General features: G+C 68.7%; 13 protein-coding genes. 2 read left to right on the top strand and 11 right to left on the bottom strand.

What is annotated here, in order from left to right:
- Positions 1-54: 54 nt before the first annotated feature.
- Positions 55-1080, bottom strand: a complete 1026-nt coding sequence (locus SSP24_RS06835) for a PLL family lectin (protein WP_141308234.1) — start codon at positions 1078-1080, stop codon at positions 55-57.
- A gap of 68 nt (positions 1081-1148) precedes the next feature.
- Between SSP24_RS06835 and SSP24_RS06830 the strand changes: the two genes are divergently transcribed.
- Positions 1149-1514 (top strand): PIN domain-containing protein, encoded by a 366-nt coding sequence (locus tag SSP24_RS06830; protein ID WP_141307879.1) that lies wholly within the window; start codon positions 1149-1151, stop codon positions 1512-1514.
- Here the strand turns inward: SSP24_RS06830 and SSP24_RS06825 are convergent.
- The 10 genes from SSP24_RS06825 to ngcE form a co-directional block, all read right to left on the bottom strand.
- Positions 1511-2983, bottom strand: coding sequence for a glycosyltransferase family 39 protein (locus tag SSP24_RS06825; RefSeq protein ID WP_141307878.1), 1473 nt, complete (start codon positions 2981-2983; stop codon positions 1511-1513). The genes SSP24_RS06830 and SSP24_RS06825 overlap by 4 nt on opposite strands.
- 74 nt (positions 2984-3057) lie before the next feature.
- Positions 3058-4581, bottom strand: coding sequence for an amino acid permease (locus SSP24_RS06820; RefSeq protein ID WP_141307877.1), 1524 nt, complete (start codon positions 4579-4581; stop codon positions 3058-3060).
- A 154-nt stretch (positions 4582-4735) separates the two neighbouring features.
- Positions 4736-6658, bottom strand: a complete 1923-nt coding sequence (dxs, locus tag SSP24_RS06815; RefSeq protein ID WP_141307876.1) for a 1-deoxy-D-xylulose-5-phosphate synthase — start codon at positions 6656-6658, stop codon at positions 4736-4738.
- A gap of 125 nt (positions 6659-6783) precedes the next feature.
- On the bottom strand, positions 6784-8079 hold the full coding sequence (locus SSP24_RS06810) for a sugar ABC transporter permease (RefSeq protein WP_141307875.1): 1296 nt from the start codon (positions 8077-8079) through the stop codon (positions 6784-6786).
- Positions 8076-8867, bottom strand: a complete 792-nt coding sequence (locus SSP24_RS06805) for an ATP-binding cassette domain-containing protein (RefSeq protein ID WP_167529532.1) — start codon at positions 8865-8867, stop codon at positions 8076-8078. Before SSP24_RS06805 ends, SSP24_RS06810 begins: the two co-directional genes overlap by 4 nt.
- A 164-nt stretch (positions 8868-9031) precedes the next feature.
- Complete coding sequence (locus SSP24_RS06800) at positions 9032-10138, bottom strand: substrate-binding domain-containing protein (RefSeq protein ID WP_167529536.1); 1107 nt, start codon at positions 10136-10138, stop codon at positions 9032-9034.
- Between the two features lie 133 nt (positions 10139-10271).
- Positions 10272-11483: an ROK family transcriptional regulator gene (locus tag SSP24_RS06795; RefSeq protein ID WP_141307873.1), complete on the bottom strand. Its 1212-nt coding sequence runs from the start codon at positions 11481-11483 to the stop codon at positions 10272-10274.
- 190 nt (positions 11484-11673) lie between these two features.
- A complete protein-coding gene (locus SSP24_RS06790) occupies positions 11674-12597 on the bottom strand; it encodes a carbohydrate ABC transporter permease (RefSeq protein WP_141307872.1) in 924 nt (307 codons plus the stop codon).
- Positions 12598-12600: 3 nt separating this feature from the next.
- A complete protein-coding gene (locus tag SSP24_RS06785; RefSeq protein WP_141307871.1) occupies positions 12601-13527 on the bottom strand; it encodes a carbohydrate ABC transporter permease in 927 nt (308 codons plus the stop codon).
- Between the two features lie 59 nt (positions 13528-13586).
- Positions 13587-15050, bottom strand: coding sequence for an N-acetylglucosamine/diacetylchitobiose ABC transporter substrate-binding protein (gene ngcE, locus SSP24_RS06780; protein ID WP_141307870.1), 1464 nt, complete (start codon positions 15048-15050; stop codon positions 13587-13589).
- Between the two features lie 414 nt (positions 15051-15464).
- On the opposite strand from ngcE, the gene SSP24_RS06775 reads away from it, so the two are divergent.
- The gene (locus SSP24_RS06775; RefSeq protein ID WP_141308230.1) at positions 15465-19214 is read left to right on the top strand and encodes a GH92 family glycosyl hydrolase; all 3750 of its coding nucleotides are present in this window, start codon (positions 15465-15467) and stop codon (positions 19212-19214) included.
- The last annotated feature ends 133 nt before the right edge of the window (positions 19215-19347 follow it).

The following is a 19347-nucleotide window of genomic DNA, read 5'->3' as shown; positions in this document are numbered from 1 at the left end:
TGAGCGTTCGGTGAACAGAGCATGGCGGCAACATGTACGCCCATCCCCTGGACGTCAGACCACCTGCCACGCCGCCAACGCCAGCCCCGGCTCCTCCTTCTGCCGGGCCAGGCGCAGTTCGCCGTCCGCCGTGGACGTCGCGGCGACGACGCGGCCCTCGGCGTCCTCCGCCAGCGCGACCCGCGAGCCCACCGGCAACTGGGGCCCGGACTCGGTCCACCACAGGCCCGCCGACTCCTGCTCGGTGGGATACGCCGCGAAGGCCACCCGCCCGGAGGACGAACGCTGGGCGAGCAGGGTGCAGTCGTGGCCCTCCAGCACACAGCGCAGGACCGCCACCGGCCCCGGCCCGGCCGCGGCGATCAGCGCGATCGGGTCACCGTCGGGACGCCAGGCGTACAGCGTGCCCTCGGGGTCCGTGAAGTACAGCGTCGTGTACTCCTTCGAGGTGGGCAGCGCGCTCAGCGAACCCGGCGCCACCCGCACCGGCAGCGGATCGGCGGCGACCGGGCGCGCGCCCGGCTCCTGCTGGTGCCAGCGCAGGATGCCGTCGGGGTTGGTGGCGTAGGCCTCGACCCGGCCCGACTCGCCCGTGACGGCGACGAGTTCCTCGTCGACCCGGGAGCCCTTCAGGTCGTGCCAGCCGTTCCAGCCGCCGCGCTCCTTCTGGTTGATGGTCTGCACGCCCTTGCCGCGATTGCGTACGAAGACGTAGGCGCGCCCCTCTGCGTCCACGGCCACGGCGGGCATCCCGGTCCGCTCGCCCTTCTTGTTGGGGTGGCCGATCGGCAGCCAATCCAGCGGGGCGAGGTGCGGGCGGAAGTGCGTGGAGTGCACCAGGCCCGCCTCACCGCCCGGAGTGGGCCGCCAGGCGACGAGGTGCGCGTAACTGTCGGCTCCCTGGCCGACCGCGAGGCCGGGCAACAGCCGCTGTTCGCCGCCCATCCTGCGGGACGGCAGCCACGCGCCGCCCGGATGGCGCTCGGCCCGGCAATGGACGGCCTCGCCGCTGAGGGCGTAGGCACTGAGCCGTCCGTCTCGGCCTCGTATCAGCCAGTCGCCGTTCACCGCAGGGACCATTGACACGCTCCTACTTTAATCGGGCATCCCCCGGGTTCCCCTCGGTGGCTCGTGCGACCCTGGGTGACATGACTGCCCCGCTCCTGGTCATCGTGGACGCCGCCAACGTGGTCGGCTCGGTACCCGACGGCTGGTGGCGCGACCGGCACGGCGCGGCCGAACGCCTGCGCGACCGGCTGGCGGCGGACGGCCTGCCCGGTCACGCGGGGCCGGTGGACATCGTCCTGGTGGTGGAGGGCGCGGCCCGCGGGGTGGAGTCCGTGCCGGGCGTACGGGTCGACGCGGCGTCCGGCAGCGGCGACGACCGCATGGTCGAGCTGGTCACCGAGGCCGGCGACCGCCCCTGCCTGGTCGTCACCGCCGACCGCGAACTCAGGCGCCGGGTGACGGAACTGGGCGCGGAGGTGGCGGGACCACGGACGGTGCACCGCTAGGGCCGGTCCGCACTCCCGGCCGTTCGGGCATACAGCACCGCCCCGTCCACCTCCCCCACCTCCTCGTACCCCGCCACCAGCACCTTCCTGAGGCTCGGCACCCGCTGCGGTGCGTACGGCTTGCCGCGGGAGTCGTCCACGATCAGGGCCGGGGCATGCGCGGCGAGTTCCGCGCGGAACGTCGGCCAGGCGCCCTCGACGGCGTGCTTCTCGCCGACCTGTGGGCCGTCGCGGCCGCCGCTGTAGTTGGTGAGGAGACCGGCGGTGAGGTAGCGGCTGGCGGGGGCGCGGTCGGCGAGCCAGTACGTCTCCGGGTGCATGCCCCAGACCAGGACGCGGTCGCCGGGATCGGTGCGGCGGGCGGTGGCCTCCGCGAGGCGCTGGGCGTGGGCGAGTTCGGGGCGTGGGGCGAACAGGCCCCAGGCGAGGAAGAGGCCGCAGCAGCAGGCCGAGGTGACGACGGCGGTCACCAGGCGGTCGCGGGGCAGGATCTGCAGGGCGGCGGTCGCCAACAGGGCGAGCGGCGGCAGGAGTTGCAGGTAGTAATGGCCGAAGAAGTGGAACCCGGCCAGCACCGCCCCGGCCGACGCGGCCAGCCACAGCCACAGCTCCCCCGCCCCGGTGCGGGCCACGCGCAGCACCCGGACCACCGGCGGCAGCAGCCCCACGCATCCGACGCCCAGGATCGCGGTGTTGGCCAGTGCCCGGGCCAGGACGTGCAGTTCGGAGCCGGTGAAGGAGGCGTACGCCCGCGATCCGGTCACCGTCCAGAACAGGAAGCCCGCCGGATCGGTGACCAGGGCCGCGCACAGCACCGGTACGGCGAACCCGGCCGCGAGCCACAGCAGCCCACCCCGCGCACCGCCGCCGGTACGGACGTACAGCCAGATCACCGGCAGCAGTACGGCCGCCCCGGTCTGCTTGGCGAGGAAGGCCCCGGCGACGGCCGCGCCCGCCGCGCCCCAGCGGCGCCGGTCCGCGCACCACATCGCGGCGGCCGTGCACGGCAGTATGAACACCTCGAATCCGGCGGCCTGCGCGTCCTCGGGGTTGAGCCCGACGGAGACCAGCAGGTACAGCACCCCGGCGGTACGACCCGCGCCATCGCCCCATCGCCGCCGCGCGAGTGACGCCAGCAGGACGGCCGTGAGCAGCTGTGCGAGCACCGCCAGCGCCCGCACCGGGGCGAGCGACTCGGACCCGGCCAGCGCGAAGGCCGCCTCGTACAGCCACGGCACCAGCGGCGGCTTGCGGTCCACGACCGTCTCGTACAGCTCTCCACCGTGCGCCAGCATCCGTGCCTGTACGGCGAGATAGCCCTCGTCGGGGTTCCACAGCGGTCGTGCGAAGGAGGGCGCGCGGGTGAGGCAGGCCAGCGCGGCCAGCAGGGGCAGCAGCCCGGTCCAGTAGCGGTGCGCCACCCGCGGTGCGGCTACGGAGCGTGGCAGGGCGAGGGGCTCGGCGCGCATGGGCCGTACGCTATCCGGCCTCGTATGTCCCACTGAAGCAGGACATACGAGGCCGGGTGATCAGAACGGGATGCTCACCCTTCGTTGCCGCGTTCGGGTTTCATGACCTCCTCGACCGTGGTTTCCTCGTGGCGGCCGAGGCGGCTGTGGGAGCGGCCGTAGAGGAAGTAGACGACGAACCCGGCCGCCATCCAGATGGCGAAGCGGACCCAGGTCTCGGCGGGCAGGTTCAGCATCAGCCACAGCGAGGCCAGCACGGACACGATCGGCAGCACGGGCACCCAGGGGGTGCGGAAGGCGCGGTGCAGGTCGGGGCGGGTCTTGCGGAGGATGATCACGCTGATCGCGACTACGACGAAGGCGAACAGCGTGCCGATGTTCACCAGTGCGGCGAGTTCTTGCAGGGGCGTGAAGCCCGCGAGGACCGCGATGAGCACGCCGAGCAGGATGGTCGGCCGGTGCGGGGTCCTGAACCGCGGGTGGACGCGGGAGAAGAAGCGGGGCAGCAGTCCGTCACGGCTCATCGCGAAGAAGACGCGGGTCTGGCCGAGGAGCAGGATCATGCAGACCGTGGTCAGGCCCACCGCCGCGCCGAAGCTGATGAAGCCCGCGTACCAGGGGTGCCCGGTGGCCTTGAACGCGTCGGCGAGCGGGGCGTCCACGGACAGCTGGCTGTAGTGCTGCATACCGGTGACGACGATCGACACCGCCACGTACAGGACGGTGCAGATGAACAGGGAGCCGAGGATGCCGCGGGGCATGTCGCGCTGCGGGTTCTTGGTCTCCTCGGCGGCGGTGGCCACGATGTCGAAGCCGATGAAGGCGAAGAACACCACGGAGGCGGCGGTGAAGATGCCCATCACGCCGAAGTTGGAGGGCGCCCAGCCGAACATCAGCTGGATGAGCGGCGCGTCCAGGTTCTGCCCGGCCTCCACGGGCACCGGCTCGGGGATGAACGGGTCGTAGTTGCTGCCGGTGATGAAGAAGGCGCCCGCGATGATCACGACGAGGACGACGGTCACCTTGATGGCGACGACGACGGAGGTGACCCGCGCGGAGAGCTTCATGCCGACCACGAGGATGGCGGTGAGCACCAGCACCAGGGCGGCGGCGAGGATGTCGAAGCCGAAGCCGTCGGCGCCCTCCCGGGTGCCGAGCGCCTCGGGCAGCTGCCAGCCCGCGTTGTCCATCAGCGACGCGATGTACCCCGACCAGCCGACGGCGACCACCGCCGTACCGAGCGCGAACTCCAGGACCAGGTCCCAGCCGATGATCCAGGCGGGCAGTTCGCCCAGGGAGGCGTACGAGAAGGTGTACGCGGAGCCGGCCACCGGGACGGTGGAGGCGAACTCGGCGTAGCAGAGCGCGGCAAGGGCGCAGACGACGCCGGCCGCGACGAAGGCCAGCGCGACGGCGGGTCCGGCGTTGTTCCTCGCGACGGCGCCGGTGAGGACGAAGATGCCGGTGCCGATGATCACACCGACGCCGAAGACCGTCAGGTCCAGGGCGGACAGGGATTTCTTGAGCGCGTGCTCTGGCTCCTCGGTATCGAGGATGGACTGCTCGACCTTCTTCGTCCGGAAAAGGGTGCTGCTCACGGCGTACCTCCCACGCTTGTCGTCCTCGACATGATCGAGAGGGGGCTTAATGCGTATGCCCCGACGCGAGCCGTCTCACGCGAATGGGCCGGTTTCACCACTCTTGGCAGTGGTGAAACCGGCCCATTCAGAGGCTTTCGGTGCTGCGTGGGAGTCAGTCCCGCGCGGCCTCGATCTCGTCGGCGGCGGCCCGCTCGTAGCGCCCGTCGAGCCGCGAGACCAGGCCGGTGACCTGGCGGGCGATGTCCGGGGCGGTCAGCCCGATCTCCGCCATGACCTCGGCGCGGGAGGCGTGGTCGAGGAAGCGCGGCGGGATGCCGAAGTCGCGCAGCGGTACGTCGACGCCCGCGTCCCGCAGGGCCTGGGCGATGGTCGAGCCGACACCGCCGACGCGGGAGTTGTCCTCGACGGTGACGACCACGCGGTGCCGCTCGGCGAGCGGGGCCATGGCCTCGTCGACGGGCTTGACCCAGCGCGGGTCGACGACGGTGGTGGAGATGCCCTGCTTGTCGAGGAGGGAGGCGATCTCCAGGCACATCGGCGCGAGGGCGCCCACCGAGACGAGCAGCACGTCCGGGGTGGTGGTGCCGGGCTCGCGCAGTACGTCCATGCCGCCGATACGGCCCACGGCGGGTACGGCGGGGCCGACGGCGCCCTTGGAGAAGCGCACCACGGTCGGCGCGTCGTCGACGTCGACGGCCTCGCGCAGCTGGGCGCGCACCTGCTCGGCGTCGCGCGGGGCGGCGAGCCTGAGGCCCGGGACGACCTGGAGGATCGACATGTCCCACATGCCGTTGTGGGAGGCGCCGTCGGTGCCGGTGATGCCCGCCCGGTCCAGCACGAAGGTCACGCCGCACTTGTGCAGGGCGACGTCCATCAGGACCTGGTCGAAGGCGCGGTTGAGGAAGGTGGCGTACACGGCGAAGACGGGGTGCAGTCCGCCGGTGGCCAGGCCCGCCGCGGAGACGGCGCCGTGCTGCTCGGCGATGCCGACGTCGTACACCCGCTCGGGGAAGATCTTCGCGAACCGGTCGAGGCCGACCGGCTGGAGCATCGCGGCCGTGATGGCGACGATGTCCTCGCGCTCCTTGCCGAGCTTGACCATCTCGTCGCCGAAGACGGAGGTCCAGTCGGCGCCGGAGGAGGCGATCGGCAGGCCCGTGTCGGGGTGGATCTTGCCGACGGCGTGGAAGCGGTCGGCCTCGTCCTGGAGGGCGGGCTGGTAGCCGCGGCCCTTCTCGGTGAGGCAGTGCACGATCACGGGGCCGCCGAACCGCTTGGCGCGGGCCAGCGCGGACTCCAGCGCCTCGATGTCGTGGCCGTCGATCGGGCCGACGTACTTCAGGCCGAGGTCCTCGAACATGCCCTGCGGCGCGATGAAGTCCTTCAGCCCCTTCTTGGCGCCGTGCAGGGTGTCGTAGAGCGGCCGGCCGACGACCGGGGTGCGCTCCAGCACCTCCTTGGTGCGGGCGAGGAACCGCTCGTAGCCGTCGGTCGTCCGAAGCGTCGCGAGGTGGTTGGCGAGACCGCCGATGGTCGGCGCGTACGACCGCTCGTTGTCGTTGACGACGATGACGAGGGGGCGGTCCTTGGCGTCGGCGATGTTGTTCAGCGCCTCCCAGGCCATACCGCCGGTGAGCGCGCCGTCACCGATCACGGCGACCACGTGGTCGTCGCGTTTGCGCAGCTGGTTGGCTTTCGCCAGGCCGTCGGCCCAGCCGAGGACCGTGGAGGCGTGGCTGTTCTCGATGACGTCGTGCTCGGACTCGGCCTGCGAGGGGTAGCCGGACAGGCCGCCCTTCATCTTCAGCCGGGAGAAGTCCTGCCGGCCCGTGAGCAGCTTGTGGACGTAGGCCTGGTGGCCGGTGTCCCACAGCACCTTGTCCTTCGGCGAGTCGAATACCCGGTGCAGGGCGATGGTCAGCTCCACCACGCCGAGGTTGGGGCCGAGGTGGCCGCCGGTCTTGGAGACGGCCTCGACAAGGAAGGTCCGGATCTCCTCCGCCAGCTGGTCCAGCTCCTCCAGGCTGAGCCGGTCCAGATCGCGCGGTCCCCTGATGCGGGTCAGCAGCGGCACCCGTGCCTCCTTGCAGTAGAGCTGTTCGAGCTGTTACCGGGCTCGACGAGTCTAATGTTCCGCCAACGTACGACACGACGGTGCCCGGCACCCATGAGGCACCGGGCACGGTCAGGGCGGTGCGACTATGCGCGACCGGCCGTCTTCTGCGTCTTGCGGGTGATCGAGTCAATCACCACCGTGGTCAACAGCACACCCGCGGTGATCATGTACTTCACCGGCTCGGCGATGGACTCCAGCTGCAACCCGTACTGGATGGAAACGATCACCAGCACACCGAGCAGCGCGTTCCACGTACGCCCCCGCCCACCGAACAGCGACGTACCACCGATCACCGCCGCCGCGATCGCGTTCATCAGCAGGTCACCGGTACCCGCACTCTGGTTCGCGGACGCGATCTTCGACGCCAGGAACAGACCACCGATCGCCGCGAACCCACCGGAGATCGCGAACACGGAGATCCGTACCGCCGTGACGTTGATACCCGCACGCCGCGACGCCTCGACACTGCCACCGAGCGCGAAGACCTTACGGCCGTACGAGGTCCGGCGCAGCAGGAAGTCCGTGCCCACCAGGAACACCAGGAAGATCACGGTCGCCAGCGGCAGACCCTTGTACTGGTTGTACATGAACGCCGCGGCGAAGGAGACCACCGCCAGCAGCCCCGTCCGCAGGAGCGTGTCGCTCAGCGGCCGCGACGGGACGCCCGCCGCCTCACGGCGCCGGTTGCCGAGGAACGAGGTGATGAAGAAGATCGCGGTCACCACGGCCGCCAGACCGTACGCGGCGGCGATGTCCGTGAAGAAGTACGTCGTCAGCTTGCCGATGAGGCCGTCGCTGTCGAGGTTGATCGTGCCGTTCTCGCCCAGCGTCTGGAGCATGAAGCCCAGCCAGAAGAGCAGACCGGCCAGCGTGACGGCGAACGCCGGAGCGCCGAGCACCGCGAAGAAGAAGCCGTGCGCCGCGCCGATGACGACACCCGCGCCGATCGCGAACAGCACCGCCAGCCACTCGGGCCAGCCCTGGTTCACCGCGAGCACGGCCGCGATGGCGCTGGACGCGCCGCTGACGGAGCCGACGGACAGGTCGATCTCGCCGAGCAGCAGTACGAAGACGATGCCGACCGAGATCATGCCCGTGCCGACCATCGTGACGGTGATGTCGCTGATGTTCTGCGCGGACAGGAACGCGGAGTTCAGGCTCTGGAAGACGACGCAGATGACGATCAGGCCGACGACGACCGGGATGGAGCCCAGCTCACCCGCCTTCATCTTGCGCTTGAACTCACCGAGGTAGCCGGCGAGGCCCTGCTCGCGCACCAGCAGCCGGGGGTCGACCGCGGTCACCGCGGCGGCCGCCGCCTCGGGGTTCTCCACGGCGTGTGCGTCCGCCGCGGGCGTGGAGGTCTTGTCGATGCTCACTTGGAAACCTCCCCGTTCGTGCGCGCCGCACGGCGGGTCACGGCGTTTTCGGTGGCGCCGGTGATGGCGGAGATGATCTCCTCCTGCGAGGTCGTCTTGACCTCGAAGACGCCGTTGTTGCGGCCGAGGCGCAGTACCGCCACCTTGTCGGCGACGGCCTTGACGTCGGCCATGTTGTGGCTGATGAGAATGACCGCGTGGTCGCGCTCGCGCAGCCGCTCCACCAGGTCGAGGACCTGGGCGGTCTGCTCGACACCGAGGGCGGCGGTCGGCTCGTCGAGGATGACGAGCCTGGGCTCGCCGAGCATCGAGCGCGCGATGGCCACGGTCTGGCGCTGACCGCCGGAGAGCGAGGCGATCGGGATGCGCACGCTGGGGATGCGGATCGACAGCGTCTTCAGCAGCTCGCGCGAGCGGCGCTCCATCTCGACCTCGTCCAGGACGCCCCACTTCCTCAGCTCACGGCCGAGGAAGAGGTTGCCGACGACGTCGATGTTGTCGCACAGCGCGAGGTCCTGGTAGACGGTCGCGATGCCCAGGGCCTGGGCGTCGTGCGGCCTGTTGATCGAAACGGCCTTGCCTTCCCATTCGATGACGCCCTCATCGATGGGGTGCACGCCGGCGATCGTCTTGACCAGCGTGGATTTTCCGGCGCCGTTGTCGCCGACCAGGGCGACCACCTCACCGGCGTGGACCTCAAGCTCTACGTCGGTGAGCGCCTGAACGGCACCGAACCGCTTGGAGACCCCGCGCAACGCCAGCACGGGCGTAGCGGACACGTGAACCATCTCCTTCGCCGCCTGACCCGGCGGGAGGTTGTGCAGAAAGAAAGACTGGGGGGATGTTCCGTCCGGCGCCCCGGGTCGAGCTTGCGGGGCTGTGTGTGACGCCGGGGCGCCGGAGGAGCCTTAAGATACGGCCGTCCTGTACCGGAACTCAGCCGCCGATGAACTCAGCCGTCGATGCCGAGCTTGTCGCAGGCCGACTTGTAGTTGCCGGCGCAGATCTCGTCGGCGGTGTAGATGCCGTCCTTGATCACGGTGTCGTTGATGTTGTCCTTGGTCAGGGAGACCACCGGGACCAGGACCGACGGGACGTCATTGGCGCTGCCGCTGGAGACCTTGTCCTTGGCGATGGAGTCCAGGCTCTCGCCCTTGGCCAGCGCGACCGCCATCTCGGCGGCGACCTCGGCCTCCTGCGGGTAGGACTTGTAGACGCTCATGTACTGCTGGTCGGTGATGATGCGCTGCACGGCGGCGAGCTCGGCGTCCTGGCCGGTGACCGGGATGTCGGCGATGCCGGCGGCCTTCAGGGCGGTGATGATGCCGCCCGCCATGCCGTCGTTGGCGGAGTACACACCGGCGATCTTGTCCTTGCCGAGCGCCGTGATCGCCGCCTCCATGTTGGCGTTGGCGTTGTCCGGCGACCACTCCTTGGTGTCGAACTCGCGGCCGATCTTCACCTTGCCGTCGAGGACGGAGTGCGCGCCCTTCTTGAACTGGGCGGCGTTCGGGTCGGTGACCGAGCCGTTCATCATGACGATCTGGCTGTCCTTGGCCTTGTCGCCCAGGGCCTTCAGCAGGGCCTCACCCTGGGTCCGGCCGACCTCCTCGTTGTCGAACGAGGTGTAGGCGCTGATCGGGCCCTCGGCCAGGCGGTCGTAGGCGACGACCTTGATGCCGGCGTCCGCGGCCTTCTGCACGGAGTTCTTGATCGCCTTGGCGTCCACGGCGTCCAGGATCAGCACGTCCACCTTGTTGGTGATCATCGTGTCGACCTGCTGCGCCTGGAGGTTGGCGTCCTGGCGGGCGTTGTTGTACTGGATCTCCGCCTTGTTGTTCGTCAGCTCCTTGATCTTCTTCTCGATCAGCGGCCGGTCGAACTTCTCGTAGCGCGCGGTCTTGTTCTCCGGAAGGAGGAGGCCGACCTTGATGTTGTCGCCCTTGGCGGCGGCGGAGCCGGTGGCGTCGGTGTCGCCGCCCGCTTCCTCAGCGCTGCCACAGGCGGCGAGCGAGACAGCCATCGCACCGGCGGCGATGGCAACGGCGGCACGACGCATACGCGTGTTCAACTTCATAACCTCCCTGACGAGGCCGCGTCGTTGCGGCCGAGGTGGCTGGAAGTCAACTCGGCCACACGTGCGACGTCAAGAAGTAAATCCTTAACGGGTTGGCAACGGTGCCATCCGTTCTCTAAGTGAAGGCAGGTGCGGCAACGGGAAGCTTGCCGGCGGCACTGCCGTCCAAAAGTGTCGAATCGCCCATCTCGCTGAGGGCGAGGGCGAGCGCTCCGAGCACCTCCGCACGGCCGCCAAGTGCCCCTGGGAGAATGGACAGTTGGCGCGCGGCGCTGGGGATGGCGTAGCGGCCGACGGACTCCCTGATCGGCCCGAGCACCAGCTCTCCGGCCTCGGCGAGATCACCGCCCAGGACCACTCGGCTCGGGTTCAGCAGATTGCACAGGTTGGCCACTCCGCTGCCGATGTGGCGGCCGACGTCGGCGATCACCCGACGGCAGCCCGGGTCACCGTCCCGCGCCAGCCGTACGACGCCCTCCATGGTCAGGTCGTTGCCGTGGCTGGGCTGGAGCAGCGGAAGCACATAGCGGGCGGCCGCGAAGGTCTCAAGGCAGCCCCGGTTCCCGCAGCGGCAGACGGGGCCGGACTCGTCGAGTGTAATATGTCCGATTTCTCCGGCGGTGCCGCCGGGACCTCGGTAGATCTTCCCGTCGATCACCAGCCCGGCGCCGACACCGCTGGCGACCTTGATGTACGCCAGGTCCCGCACGCCCTTGCCGCTGCCCCACACCAGCTCGCCCAAGGCGCCCAGGTTGGCGTCGTTGTCCACGTGCACCGGTACGCCGAGCCGCCCCCGCAGCTCCTCGGCGGGCCGGGCGCCGGTCCAGCCGGGCAGGATGGCGGTCGAGCCCAGCGTCCCGGACTCCACGTCGATCGGCCCGGGGACGCCGAGGCCCACCCCGGCGATCTTGGCCCGATCCACCCCGGTCGCCGCGATCAGCCGGTTGACCAGCTCTTCGGCCCGGTCGAAGCCCTGCGCGGCGGAGGCGTCGACGTCCAGCGGCTCGGACTCCTCGGCGAGCACCTGGTGGGCCAGATTCCCGACCGCGACGCGCAGGTGGGTGTGCCCGAAGTCGACGCCGATGACAATGCCGGCGTCGCCGCTGAGCGAGACGCTGCGGGCCCGGCGGCCACCCGCCGATGTGGGCGTGACCTCGACCGTTCCGCCGTCCTTGAGCTCGCGGACGATGTTGGAGACCGTCGCCGCGGACAGACCGGTCGTCCTTGCGATCTCCGCCTGCGTGAGGGATCCGGCCAGCCGTACGGCTCGGACCACCCGCTCCAGGTTGGCTCGGTGCAGCGACGACTGCGACCCCGGAGTCTCCACGACGACCTCCTGCGCGCGGGACCGCTTCAATGAGGCCCCGTCTATGTCCAACTAGTGAACTCTAAGCTGAGCCGTACGGGGTGCCTCCCGTCAAGAGGTTGAACAGTTTCGGGACCGCGCGCACAGCACGCACACCGCTCCCGGAGGGGGAAGCGGTGTGCGTGCGATCGATTACGGAGTGCTACTGCCGTTACTTCAGCGCCCCCGCCGTCAGCCCCTGCACCACCTGGCGCTGGAAGACGATGTAGGCCGCCAGCACCGGCAGCATCGCCATCACCAGACCGGCGAAGAGGCCGGACCAGTCGCCCTTGTACCCCTGGCTGACGGCCAGCTGAACCAGGCCCTGGGTGAGGACGCGCTTGTCGGGGTCGGTGTTGAGGACCGTGGGGAGCATGTACTGGTTCCACTGGCCCAGGAAGTTGAAGATACCGACGCTGACCAGGCCGGGCTTGGCCATGGGGAGCATGATCTGGAAGAACGTCCGGGTGTGGGAGGCGCCGTCGACGAAGGCCGCCTCCGCCACCGACGTCGGCAGCGTGCGGAAGAACGCCGTCAGGAAGAACACCGTGAACGGGAGTGAGTACGCGATGTAGACCAGGATCAGGCCGTGGATCGTGTTCAGCAGGCCCATGTTGTTCACGACGTAGAACAGCGGGACCAGCGCGAGCATGATCGGGAAACTCATGCCGCCGATGAACAGGTAGTAGATGAGGCGGTTGCCGGGGAACTCGAAGCGGGCGAGGACGTACGCCGCCATCGAGCCCAGCACCAGCGTGCCGACCAGTGAACCCCCCACCACCAGGACGGTGTTGAGGAAGTAGTCGCTCATGTTGGCCTCGGTCCACGCCCGCGACCAGTTCGAGAAGTGCAGGGTGTCCGGCAGCGACCAGGGCGAGCCGAAGATGGAGCGGTCGTCCTTGAAGGACGTCATCACCGCCCACAGCAGCGGCATGACGACCATGAACGCCCAGATGACGAGAACGCCGTGCGAGAAGACGTTGAGGACGGCGCCCTCTTTCTTGTCGCGGGAGGGCACTTCGGACGGCAGGCCGGTCTTGGTGACGGGCATACCGGACTCGGCCGGTACGGGAGCGGTGGTCTCGGTCGTCTTCATCTGTCAGAACTCCAGCCGCTCGCGCCGTCCCAGCCGCATGATGATCGCGGCGAAGGCCAGCGTGACGATGAGCAGGGCCACGCCGATCGTGGTGGCGTAGGCGGCCTGCCCGTCACGGAACGCTTTCTGGTACACGTACAGGACCATCACCGTGGTCGAGTAGTCGGGACCGCCGGGCCCGGTCGTCATGATGTGTACGACCGCGAACGACTCGGCGCCCAGGGCGAGGATGCCCATGTAGACCCAGCCGGACTGCACGGTGTCCCACAGCAGCGGCAGGGTGACGCGGAAGAACGTGGCGGCACGGCCGGCGCCGTCGAGCAGTGCGGCCTCGTACAGCTCCGCCGGAATGGAGGCCATCCCGGCGGAGAACAGGACCACGAAGAACCCGACCGTGGACCAGACGATCACCGCCATCACGGCCCACAGGGCGAGGTTCGGGTCGCCCAGCCACAGCGGCTGGACGCTGTCGAGCCCGATCCCGCGCAGGATCGAGTTGATCGCGCCGCTGTCCGGGTTGTACGCGAAGGCGAACAGCAGCGCGACGATCGCGATCGACAGCACCTGCGGGAAGAAATAGACGATCTTGTAGAACGAGGACCCGCGGACACCGGTGATCGCCGGGCCGCCCTTTCTGCGTCGTCCGCCCACATTGATCATGAAGGCGAGGAACAGCGCGAAACTCAGCGTCACCAGCGGCAGCAGCAACGCGAACAACAGGCTGTGCTGCAACGACTTCCAGAAGATGTCGTCGTCGAGCATCCGCTCGTAGTTGTCGAAACCGACCATCTTGAACTCGGGGCTCAGGCCGGTCCAGTCCGTGAACGAGTAGTAGATGGACTGGATGAACGGCCAGATGACGAAGAGCGCGTACAGCCCCAGGGGCACCGCGAGGAACCCCACGATGAACCGGTACTTGCCGTGCTGCATGTGCTATCGACCCCGATCTGCGCGCGGACGCAGCCGCTGGTGACGGATCCTCACCGGACCTACTGGTGCTTGTAGTGCTTGATCGACGAGTCCTTGGCGGTTTCGTCGGCGAAGCCCTGGATCTTGTTGATGGCCTCGGCCGGGGTGAGACGCCCGGCCATCATCTCGCCGAGACAGGAGACGCCGATCTTCTCCTTCTGAAGCTGCACGTACCAGTCCTGCATCCGCGGGTTCACCACGTTCTCGCCGGCCTTGTCCAGCGCCGCGACGCCGGACTTCAGACCCGGGGTCAGGGTGATGCCGTCGGTGCCGCCGTTGTACGCGGTCAGGGACTTGACCTTGCTGGTGAAGTTCTTGGAGCTCGCCTCGCTCAGCATGATGCGCAGCTGCTCCATGCCGCCCGCGGGGTTCTTCGCCTTGGCCGGGACGATGAACGGCTCACCGCCGGAGGCCCAGATCGTGCCGAAGGGCAGCTTGTCGGAGCTGTCGATACCGGTCGGCGCGGAGACCGCGAGGTTGAAGTCGGCCGGGATCACGTTGGCCGACTCGTTCTCCACCCAGGAGCCGTTCGGGATGAACAGCGCCTTGCCCTGGGCCCACGCGGTCTGCGACTGGATGTGGTCCAGGCCGGGGGTGCCCTTGAGGACGTAGCCCTTCTTGTAGAGCTCGTAGTAGGCCTCGAAGCACGCCTTGACCGCCGGGTGCTTCCAGGCGTTCGGCTCCAGGTTGTCGATGGCGTCCAGGACCTCGACACCGCCGACCTTGCCGATCATCGGGTAGAGCGAGAAGGGGAGGTAGTACGGGTACTTGCCCGCGTACGTCCAGCCCGCCATGCCCTTCTTCTTGGCCTTCTCGCAGACCGCGAGCATCTGGTCCCAGGTCTCGGGGTACTGCTCGTCGAGCGAGTCCAGGGCCTTCTGCGAGTACCAGACGCCGTAGACCGTGTAGGCGTAGTACATGATCCAGACCGGGTCGCCGTCCAGCTGGCCCATCTCCACGATGCCGGGGCGCAGCGTGTCGCGGACCTTCTTGTTGGGGTCGTCGTACGACGGGGCGTCCAGCAGCGGAGTGAGGTCCGCGAGCTGGTTCTTGCTGGAGAGGACGCCCATGTCCATCTGCTCGGCACCGGAGTTGTCGATGAGGTCCGGCGGGGTGCCCTGGTTGAAGCGGGGCTGGAGCGTGGACTGGATCTTCTGGGTGGCGGAGAACTTCACGTCCACTTCGGGGAAGTTCTGCTCGTAGATCTTCACGGCGTCCTCGGCGTACTCCTTGCCGAAGCCGCCGTCGAACAGCACGAACTCCATCGGCGCGGTGTCATTGACGCCGAGCGGGTTCTTCGCGGTCTTCTCGCCCTCCTTCGCCTTGTCCCCGTTGTCGCCTCCCCCGCTGCTGGCGCACGCGGACAAAAAGCTCATCGTCGGTACGGAAATCAGGCCGAGCGCGGCAGAACGCTTGATCAGATCGCGGCGGCCTACACCCGCGGAGCCGTTGTTCTCAGGGTTCTGGGCGGAAGTGGATCCCATGCTCAAGTCCTCGCCTTCTCCAGGACTCAGGCGGTGAACCGGATCCTCCCCGGCACCGCGATCGGGTCAAGCTGGGGTCGTGCAGGAAGTGCGGAATCATGCGAAGTGCCGACAGGTATAGTCCACTTCCGGTCGGCGGAGCAAGATCAAATGCAAGGTTGGCCAACGGTCTTTTCCGAGTTGAGACCTCGCGGAAATATGAGCGGCCTGTGGGCGCCTTGCCGGAAAAGTCCGTGGCAAAGGCCCCGAATGCCACAGCCAACACCCTTGACAAGGCCCGGCACTTGAGCCACAACTGGTCCTTGCGCAGCGAAGCTGACAACGTTGTCCGGCGCGCAGGGAGGGTACCCGTTGAAGCAGCAGAGAGCTCGGTACAGATGGGGTCCGGCGGTCGTGACGGCGACCGCCTTTGCTTTGGCCGTGGGCTCGCAGGGCGCGGCGGTCGCCCTGCCCGCCGCACCGACGGCCGCCGACCGGCAGTTCACGTCCTCGTTCGAGACGGGGGAGCCCGCACCGGACTGGCTGAACACCGTCGACACCGCACCGGACGGCAGCAAGCGGGCCGCCGGCGTGGACGGCGGTTACAGCAGCGGCATTCCCGGCAATGTGACCGACCACGTCACCGACGTACGGGCGAACGGCGAGAACAGCGGCGCCGGCGAGGTGAAGGAGAACCTCGTCGACACCGAGCCCACCACCAAGTGGCTGACGTTCACGCCCACGGGCTGGGTCGAGTTCGACCTGGACAAACCGGTGAAACTCGCCCGGTATGCCCTTACTTCGGCCAACGACCACAACGAACGCGACCCGGTGGACTGGACCCTGCAGGGCTCCACCGACGGCAAGGACTGGAAGACGCTCGACAGCCGCGCCGGTGAGGCGTTCTCGGAGCGTTTCCAGACGAAGACGTACGACATCGCGGAAACCGCTGCCGCCGAGTTCCAGCACTATCGGCTGGACGTCACCAAGAACAACGGCGGAACCATTCTTCAGCTGGCGGATGTGCAGTTCTCCACGGGCGGCAGCGACGGCCCGGTACCGCAGGACATGCTGTCGCTGGTCGACCGCGGCCCGAGCGGCTCGCCCACCGCGAAGGCGGGCGCCGGCTTCACCGGCAAGCGGGCGCTGCGGTACGCCGGCCGGCACACCACGGACGGCCGGGCCTACTCGTACAACAAGATCTTTGACGTCGACGTGGCCGTGGGCCGCGACACCGAACTGTCGTACCGGATCTTCCCGTCGATGGCGGACGGGGACCGGGACTACGACGCCACGAACGTCTCCGTCGACCTCGCCTTCACCGACGGCACCCACCTGAGCGACCTCGGGGCGAGCGACCAGCACGGCTTCCGGCTCTCCCCGCGCGGGCAGGGCGAGGCCAAGGTGCTGTACGTCAACCAGTGGAACAATGTCGTCTCACGGATCGGTTCGGTGGCGGCCGGGAAGACCGTCGACCGGATCCTGGTGGCGTACGACTCCCCGGCCGGACCGGCGAAGTTCCGCGGCTGGGTGGACGATGTGTCGCTGGCCGTGAAGGCTCCCGAGAAGCCGAAGGCGCACCTGTCGGACTACGCGGTCACCACGCGCGGCACCAACTCCAGCGGCGGTTTCTCACGCGGCAACAACTTCCCCGCGACCGCCGTGCCGCACGGCTTCAACTTCTGGACGCCGGTGACCAACGCGGGCTCGCTCAGCTGGCTCTACGACTACGCCCGCGCCAACAACGCGGACAACCTGCCCACGATCCAGGCGTTCAGCGCCAGTCATGAGCCGAGCCCCTGGATGGGCGACCGGCAGACCTTCCAGGTGATGCCGTCCGCCGCCACCGGCACCCCGGACATCGGGCGGACGGCGCGGGCCCTGGCCTTCAAGCACGAGAACGAGGTCGCGCGGCCGCACTACTACGGGGTGCGCTTCGAGAACGGTCTGAAGGCCGAGATGACCCCGACGGACCACGCGGCGATGCTCCGGTTCACCTACCCCGGCGACGACGCGAGCGTCCTGTTCGACAACGTGACCGACCAGGCCGGTCTGAGCCTCGACAAGGAGACCGGCGTGGTGACCGGCTACTCGGACGTGAAGTCCGGCCTGTCGACCGGCGCGACCCGGCTGTTCGTCTACGGCACCTTCGACAAGCCGGTGACCGAGGGCTCGTCCAGCGGGGTGAAGGGTTACCTGCGTTTCGACGCGGGCGCCGACCGCACGGTCACGCTGCGCCTGGCGACCTCGCTGATCAGCGTCGACCAGGCCAAGGACAACCTGCGTCAGGAGATCCCCGACGGCACCTCCTTCGACGCGGTCAAGGCGAAGGCGCAACGGCAGTGGGACCGGTTGCTCGGCAAGGTCGAGGTCGAGGGCGCTACGCCGGACCAGCTGACCACGCTGTACTCCAGCCTGTACCGGCTGTACCTGTACCCCAACTCCGGCTTCGAGAAGGTCGGTTCCACGTACAAGTACGCCTCCCCGTTCTCCCCGATGCCGGGTCAGGACACGCCGACCCACACCGGCGCGAAGATCGTCGACGGCAAGGTGTACGTCAACAACGGTTTCTGGGACACATACCGGACGACCTGGCCGGCGTACTCGCTGCTGACGCCGTCCCAGGCGGGCGAGATGGTCGACGGGTTCGTGCAGCAGTACAAGGACGGCGGCTGGACCTCGCGCTGGTCCTCGCCGGGTTACGCCGACCTGATGACCGGCACCTCGTCGGACGTCGCCTTCGCGGACGCGTACGTCAAGGGCGTCGACTTCGACGCGAAAGCGGCGTACGACGCGGCGGTGAAGAACGCGACGGTGGTGCCGCCGTCGTCGGGCGTGGGCCGCAAGGGCATGGCGACCTCACCCTTCCTCGGCTACACCAGCACCGACACGCACGAGGGCCTGTCGTGGGCGCTGGAGGGCTACCTCAACGACTACGGCATCGCGCGGATGGGCCGGGCGCTGTACGAGAAGACCGGGGACAAGCGCTACAAGGAGGAGTCCGAGTACTTCCTCGACCGCGCCCAGGACTACGTCAACCTCTTCGACTCCGAAGCCGGTTTCTTCCAGGGCCGGAACGCGCAGGGCGACTGGCGGGTGGAGTCCTCGAAGTACGACCCGCGCGTGTGGGGCTACGACTACACCGAGACCAACGGCTGGGGCTACGCGTTCACCGCCCCGCAGGACAGCCGGGGGCTCGCCAACCTGTACGGCGGGCGGAGCGGGCTCGCGGAGAAACTCGACGAGTACTTCGCGACGCCGGAGACGGCCTCGCCCGAGTTCGTCGGCTCGTACGGCGGTGTCATCCACGAGATGACGGAGGCGCGGGACGTCCGGATGGGCATGTACGGGCACTCCAACCAGGTCGCCCACCACGCGATCTACATGTACGACGCGGCCGGTCAGCCCTGGAAGGCGCAGAAGAACGTCCGTGAGGTGCTGTCCCGTCTCTACACCGGCAGCGAGATCGGCCAGGGCTACCACGGTGACGAGGACAACGGCGAGCAGTCGGCCTGGTTCCTGTTCTCCGCGCTCGGCTTCTACCCGCTGGTGATGGGCAGCGGCGAGTACGCGGTCGGCTCACCGCTGTTCACCAAGGCGACGGTCCATCTGGAGAACGGCCGGGACCTGGTGGTCCGGGCGCCGAAGAACAGCGCGAAGAACATCTACGTGCAGGGTCTCAAGGTCAACGGCCGCAGCTGGACGTCGACGTCGCTTCCGCACTCGCTGCTCGCCAAGGGCGGGGTGCTGGAGTTCGACATGGGGCCGAGGCCGTCGAAGTGGGGCACGGGCAAGAACGCGGCGCCGGTCTCCATCACCAAGGACGACAAGGTGCCGACGCCGCGGGCCGACCTGATCACGGGCGAGGGTGCCCTCTTCGACAACACGTCGGCGACGGACGCGAGCGTGACGTCCGTGGAGCTGCCGGTGTCGGGGCGGGCGAAGGCGGTGCAGTACACGCTCACCTCGTCCGACCACGCGAAGGCCCCGACCGGGTGGAAGCTCCAGGGGTCGGCGGACGGCAAGAGGTGGCGGACCCTGGACGAGCGTGCGGGGGACGCCTTCCGGTGGGACCGGCAGACGCGGGCGTTCTCCGTGGCACGGGCCGGTGAGTACGCGAAGTACCGCCTGGTCTTCAGCGGAGGGGAGGCGACGCTCTCGGAGGTCGAGCTGCTAGGCCGGTAAGTCGGCCGGTCAGAGGGCCTGCGCCCGGTTCGGAGGCCGCTTTCGTCGCGGCCCCGGGCCGGGCGTGTCGTCGTTCTGTGACAGCCGAGGGATGCGCCTTCCGGTGCCTGACACACCGTCAGCCCGCTTTGTT

Origin of the sequence: Streptomyces spinoverrucosus (assembly GCF_006539505.1) — a bacterium.
Lineage (GTDB): Bacteria > Actinomycetota > Actinomycetes > Streptomycetales > Streptomycetaceae > Streptomyces > Streptomyces spinoverrucosus.
Note: the sequence above shows the minus strand (reverse complement) of the source record. Positions and strands in the feature narration are given on the sequence as shown.

Bases quoted from the DNA above. Each gene is read 5' to 3' on its own strand.
- SSP24_RS06835 (WP_141308234.1), bottom strand. From the start codon at position 1,080: ATGGTCCCTGCGGTGAACGGCGACTGGCTGATACGAGGCCGAGACGGA.
- SSP24_RS06830 (WP_141307879.1), top strand. From the start codon at position 1,149: ATGACTGCCCCGCTCCTGGTCATCGTGGACGCCGCCAACGTGGTCGGC.
- SSP24_RS06825 (WP_141307878.1), bottom strand. From the start codon at position 2,983: ATGCGCGCCGAGCCCCTCGCCCTGCCACGCTCCGTAGCCGCACCGCGG.
- SSP24_RS06805 (WP_167529532.1), bottom strand. From the start codon at position 8,867: ATGGTTCACGTGTCCGCTACGCCCGTGCTGGCGTTGCGCGGGGTCTCC.
- SSP24_RS06800 (WP_167529536.1), bottom strand. From the start codon at position 10,138: ATGCGTCGTGCCGCCGTTGCCATCGCCGCCGGTGCGATGGCTGTCTCG.
- SSP24_RS06790 (WP_141307872.1), bottom strand. From the start codon at position 12,597: ATGAAGACGACCGAGACCACCGCTCCCGTACCGGCCGAGTCCGGTATG.
- SSP24_RS06785 (WP_141307871.1), bottom strand. From the start codon at position 13,527: ATGCAGCACGGCAAGTACCGGTTCATCGTGGGGTTCCTCGCGGTGCCC.
- ngcE (WP_141307870.1), bottom strand. From the start codon at position 15,050: ATGGGATCCACTTCCGCCCAGAACCCTGAGAACAACGGCTCCGCGGGT.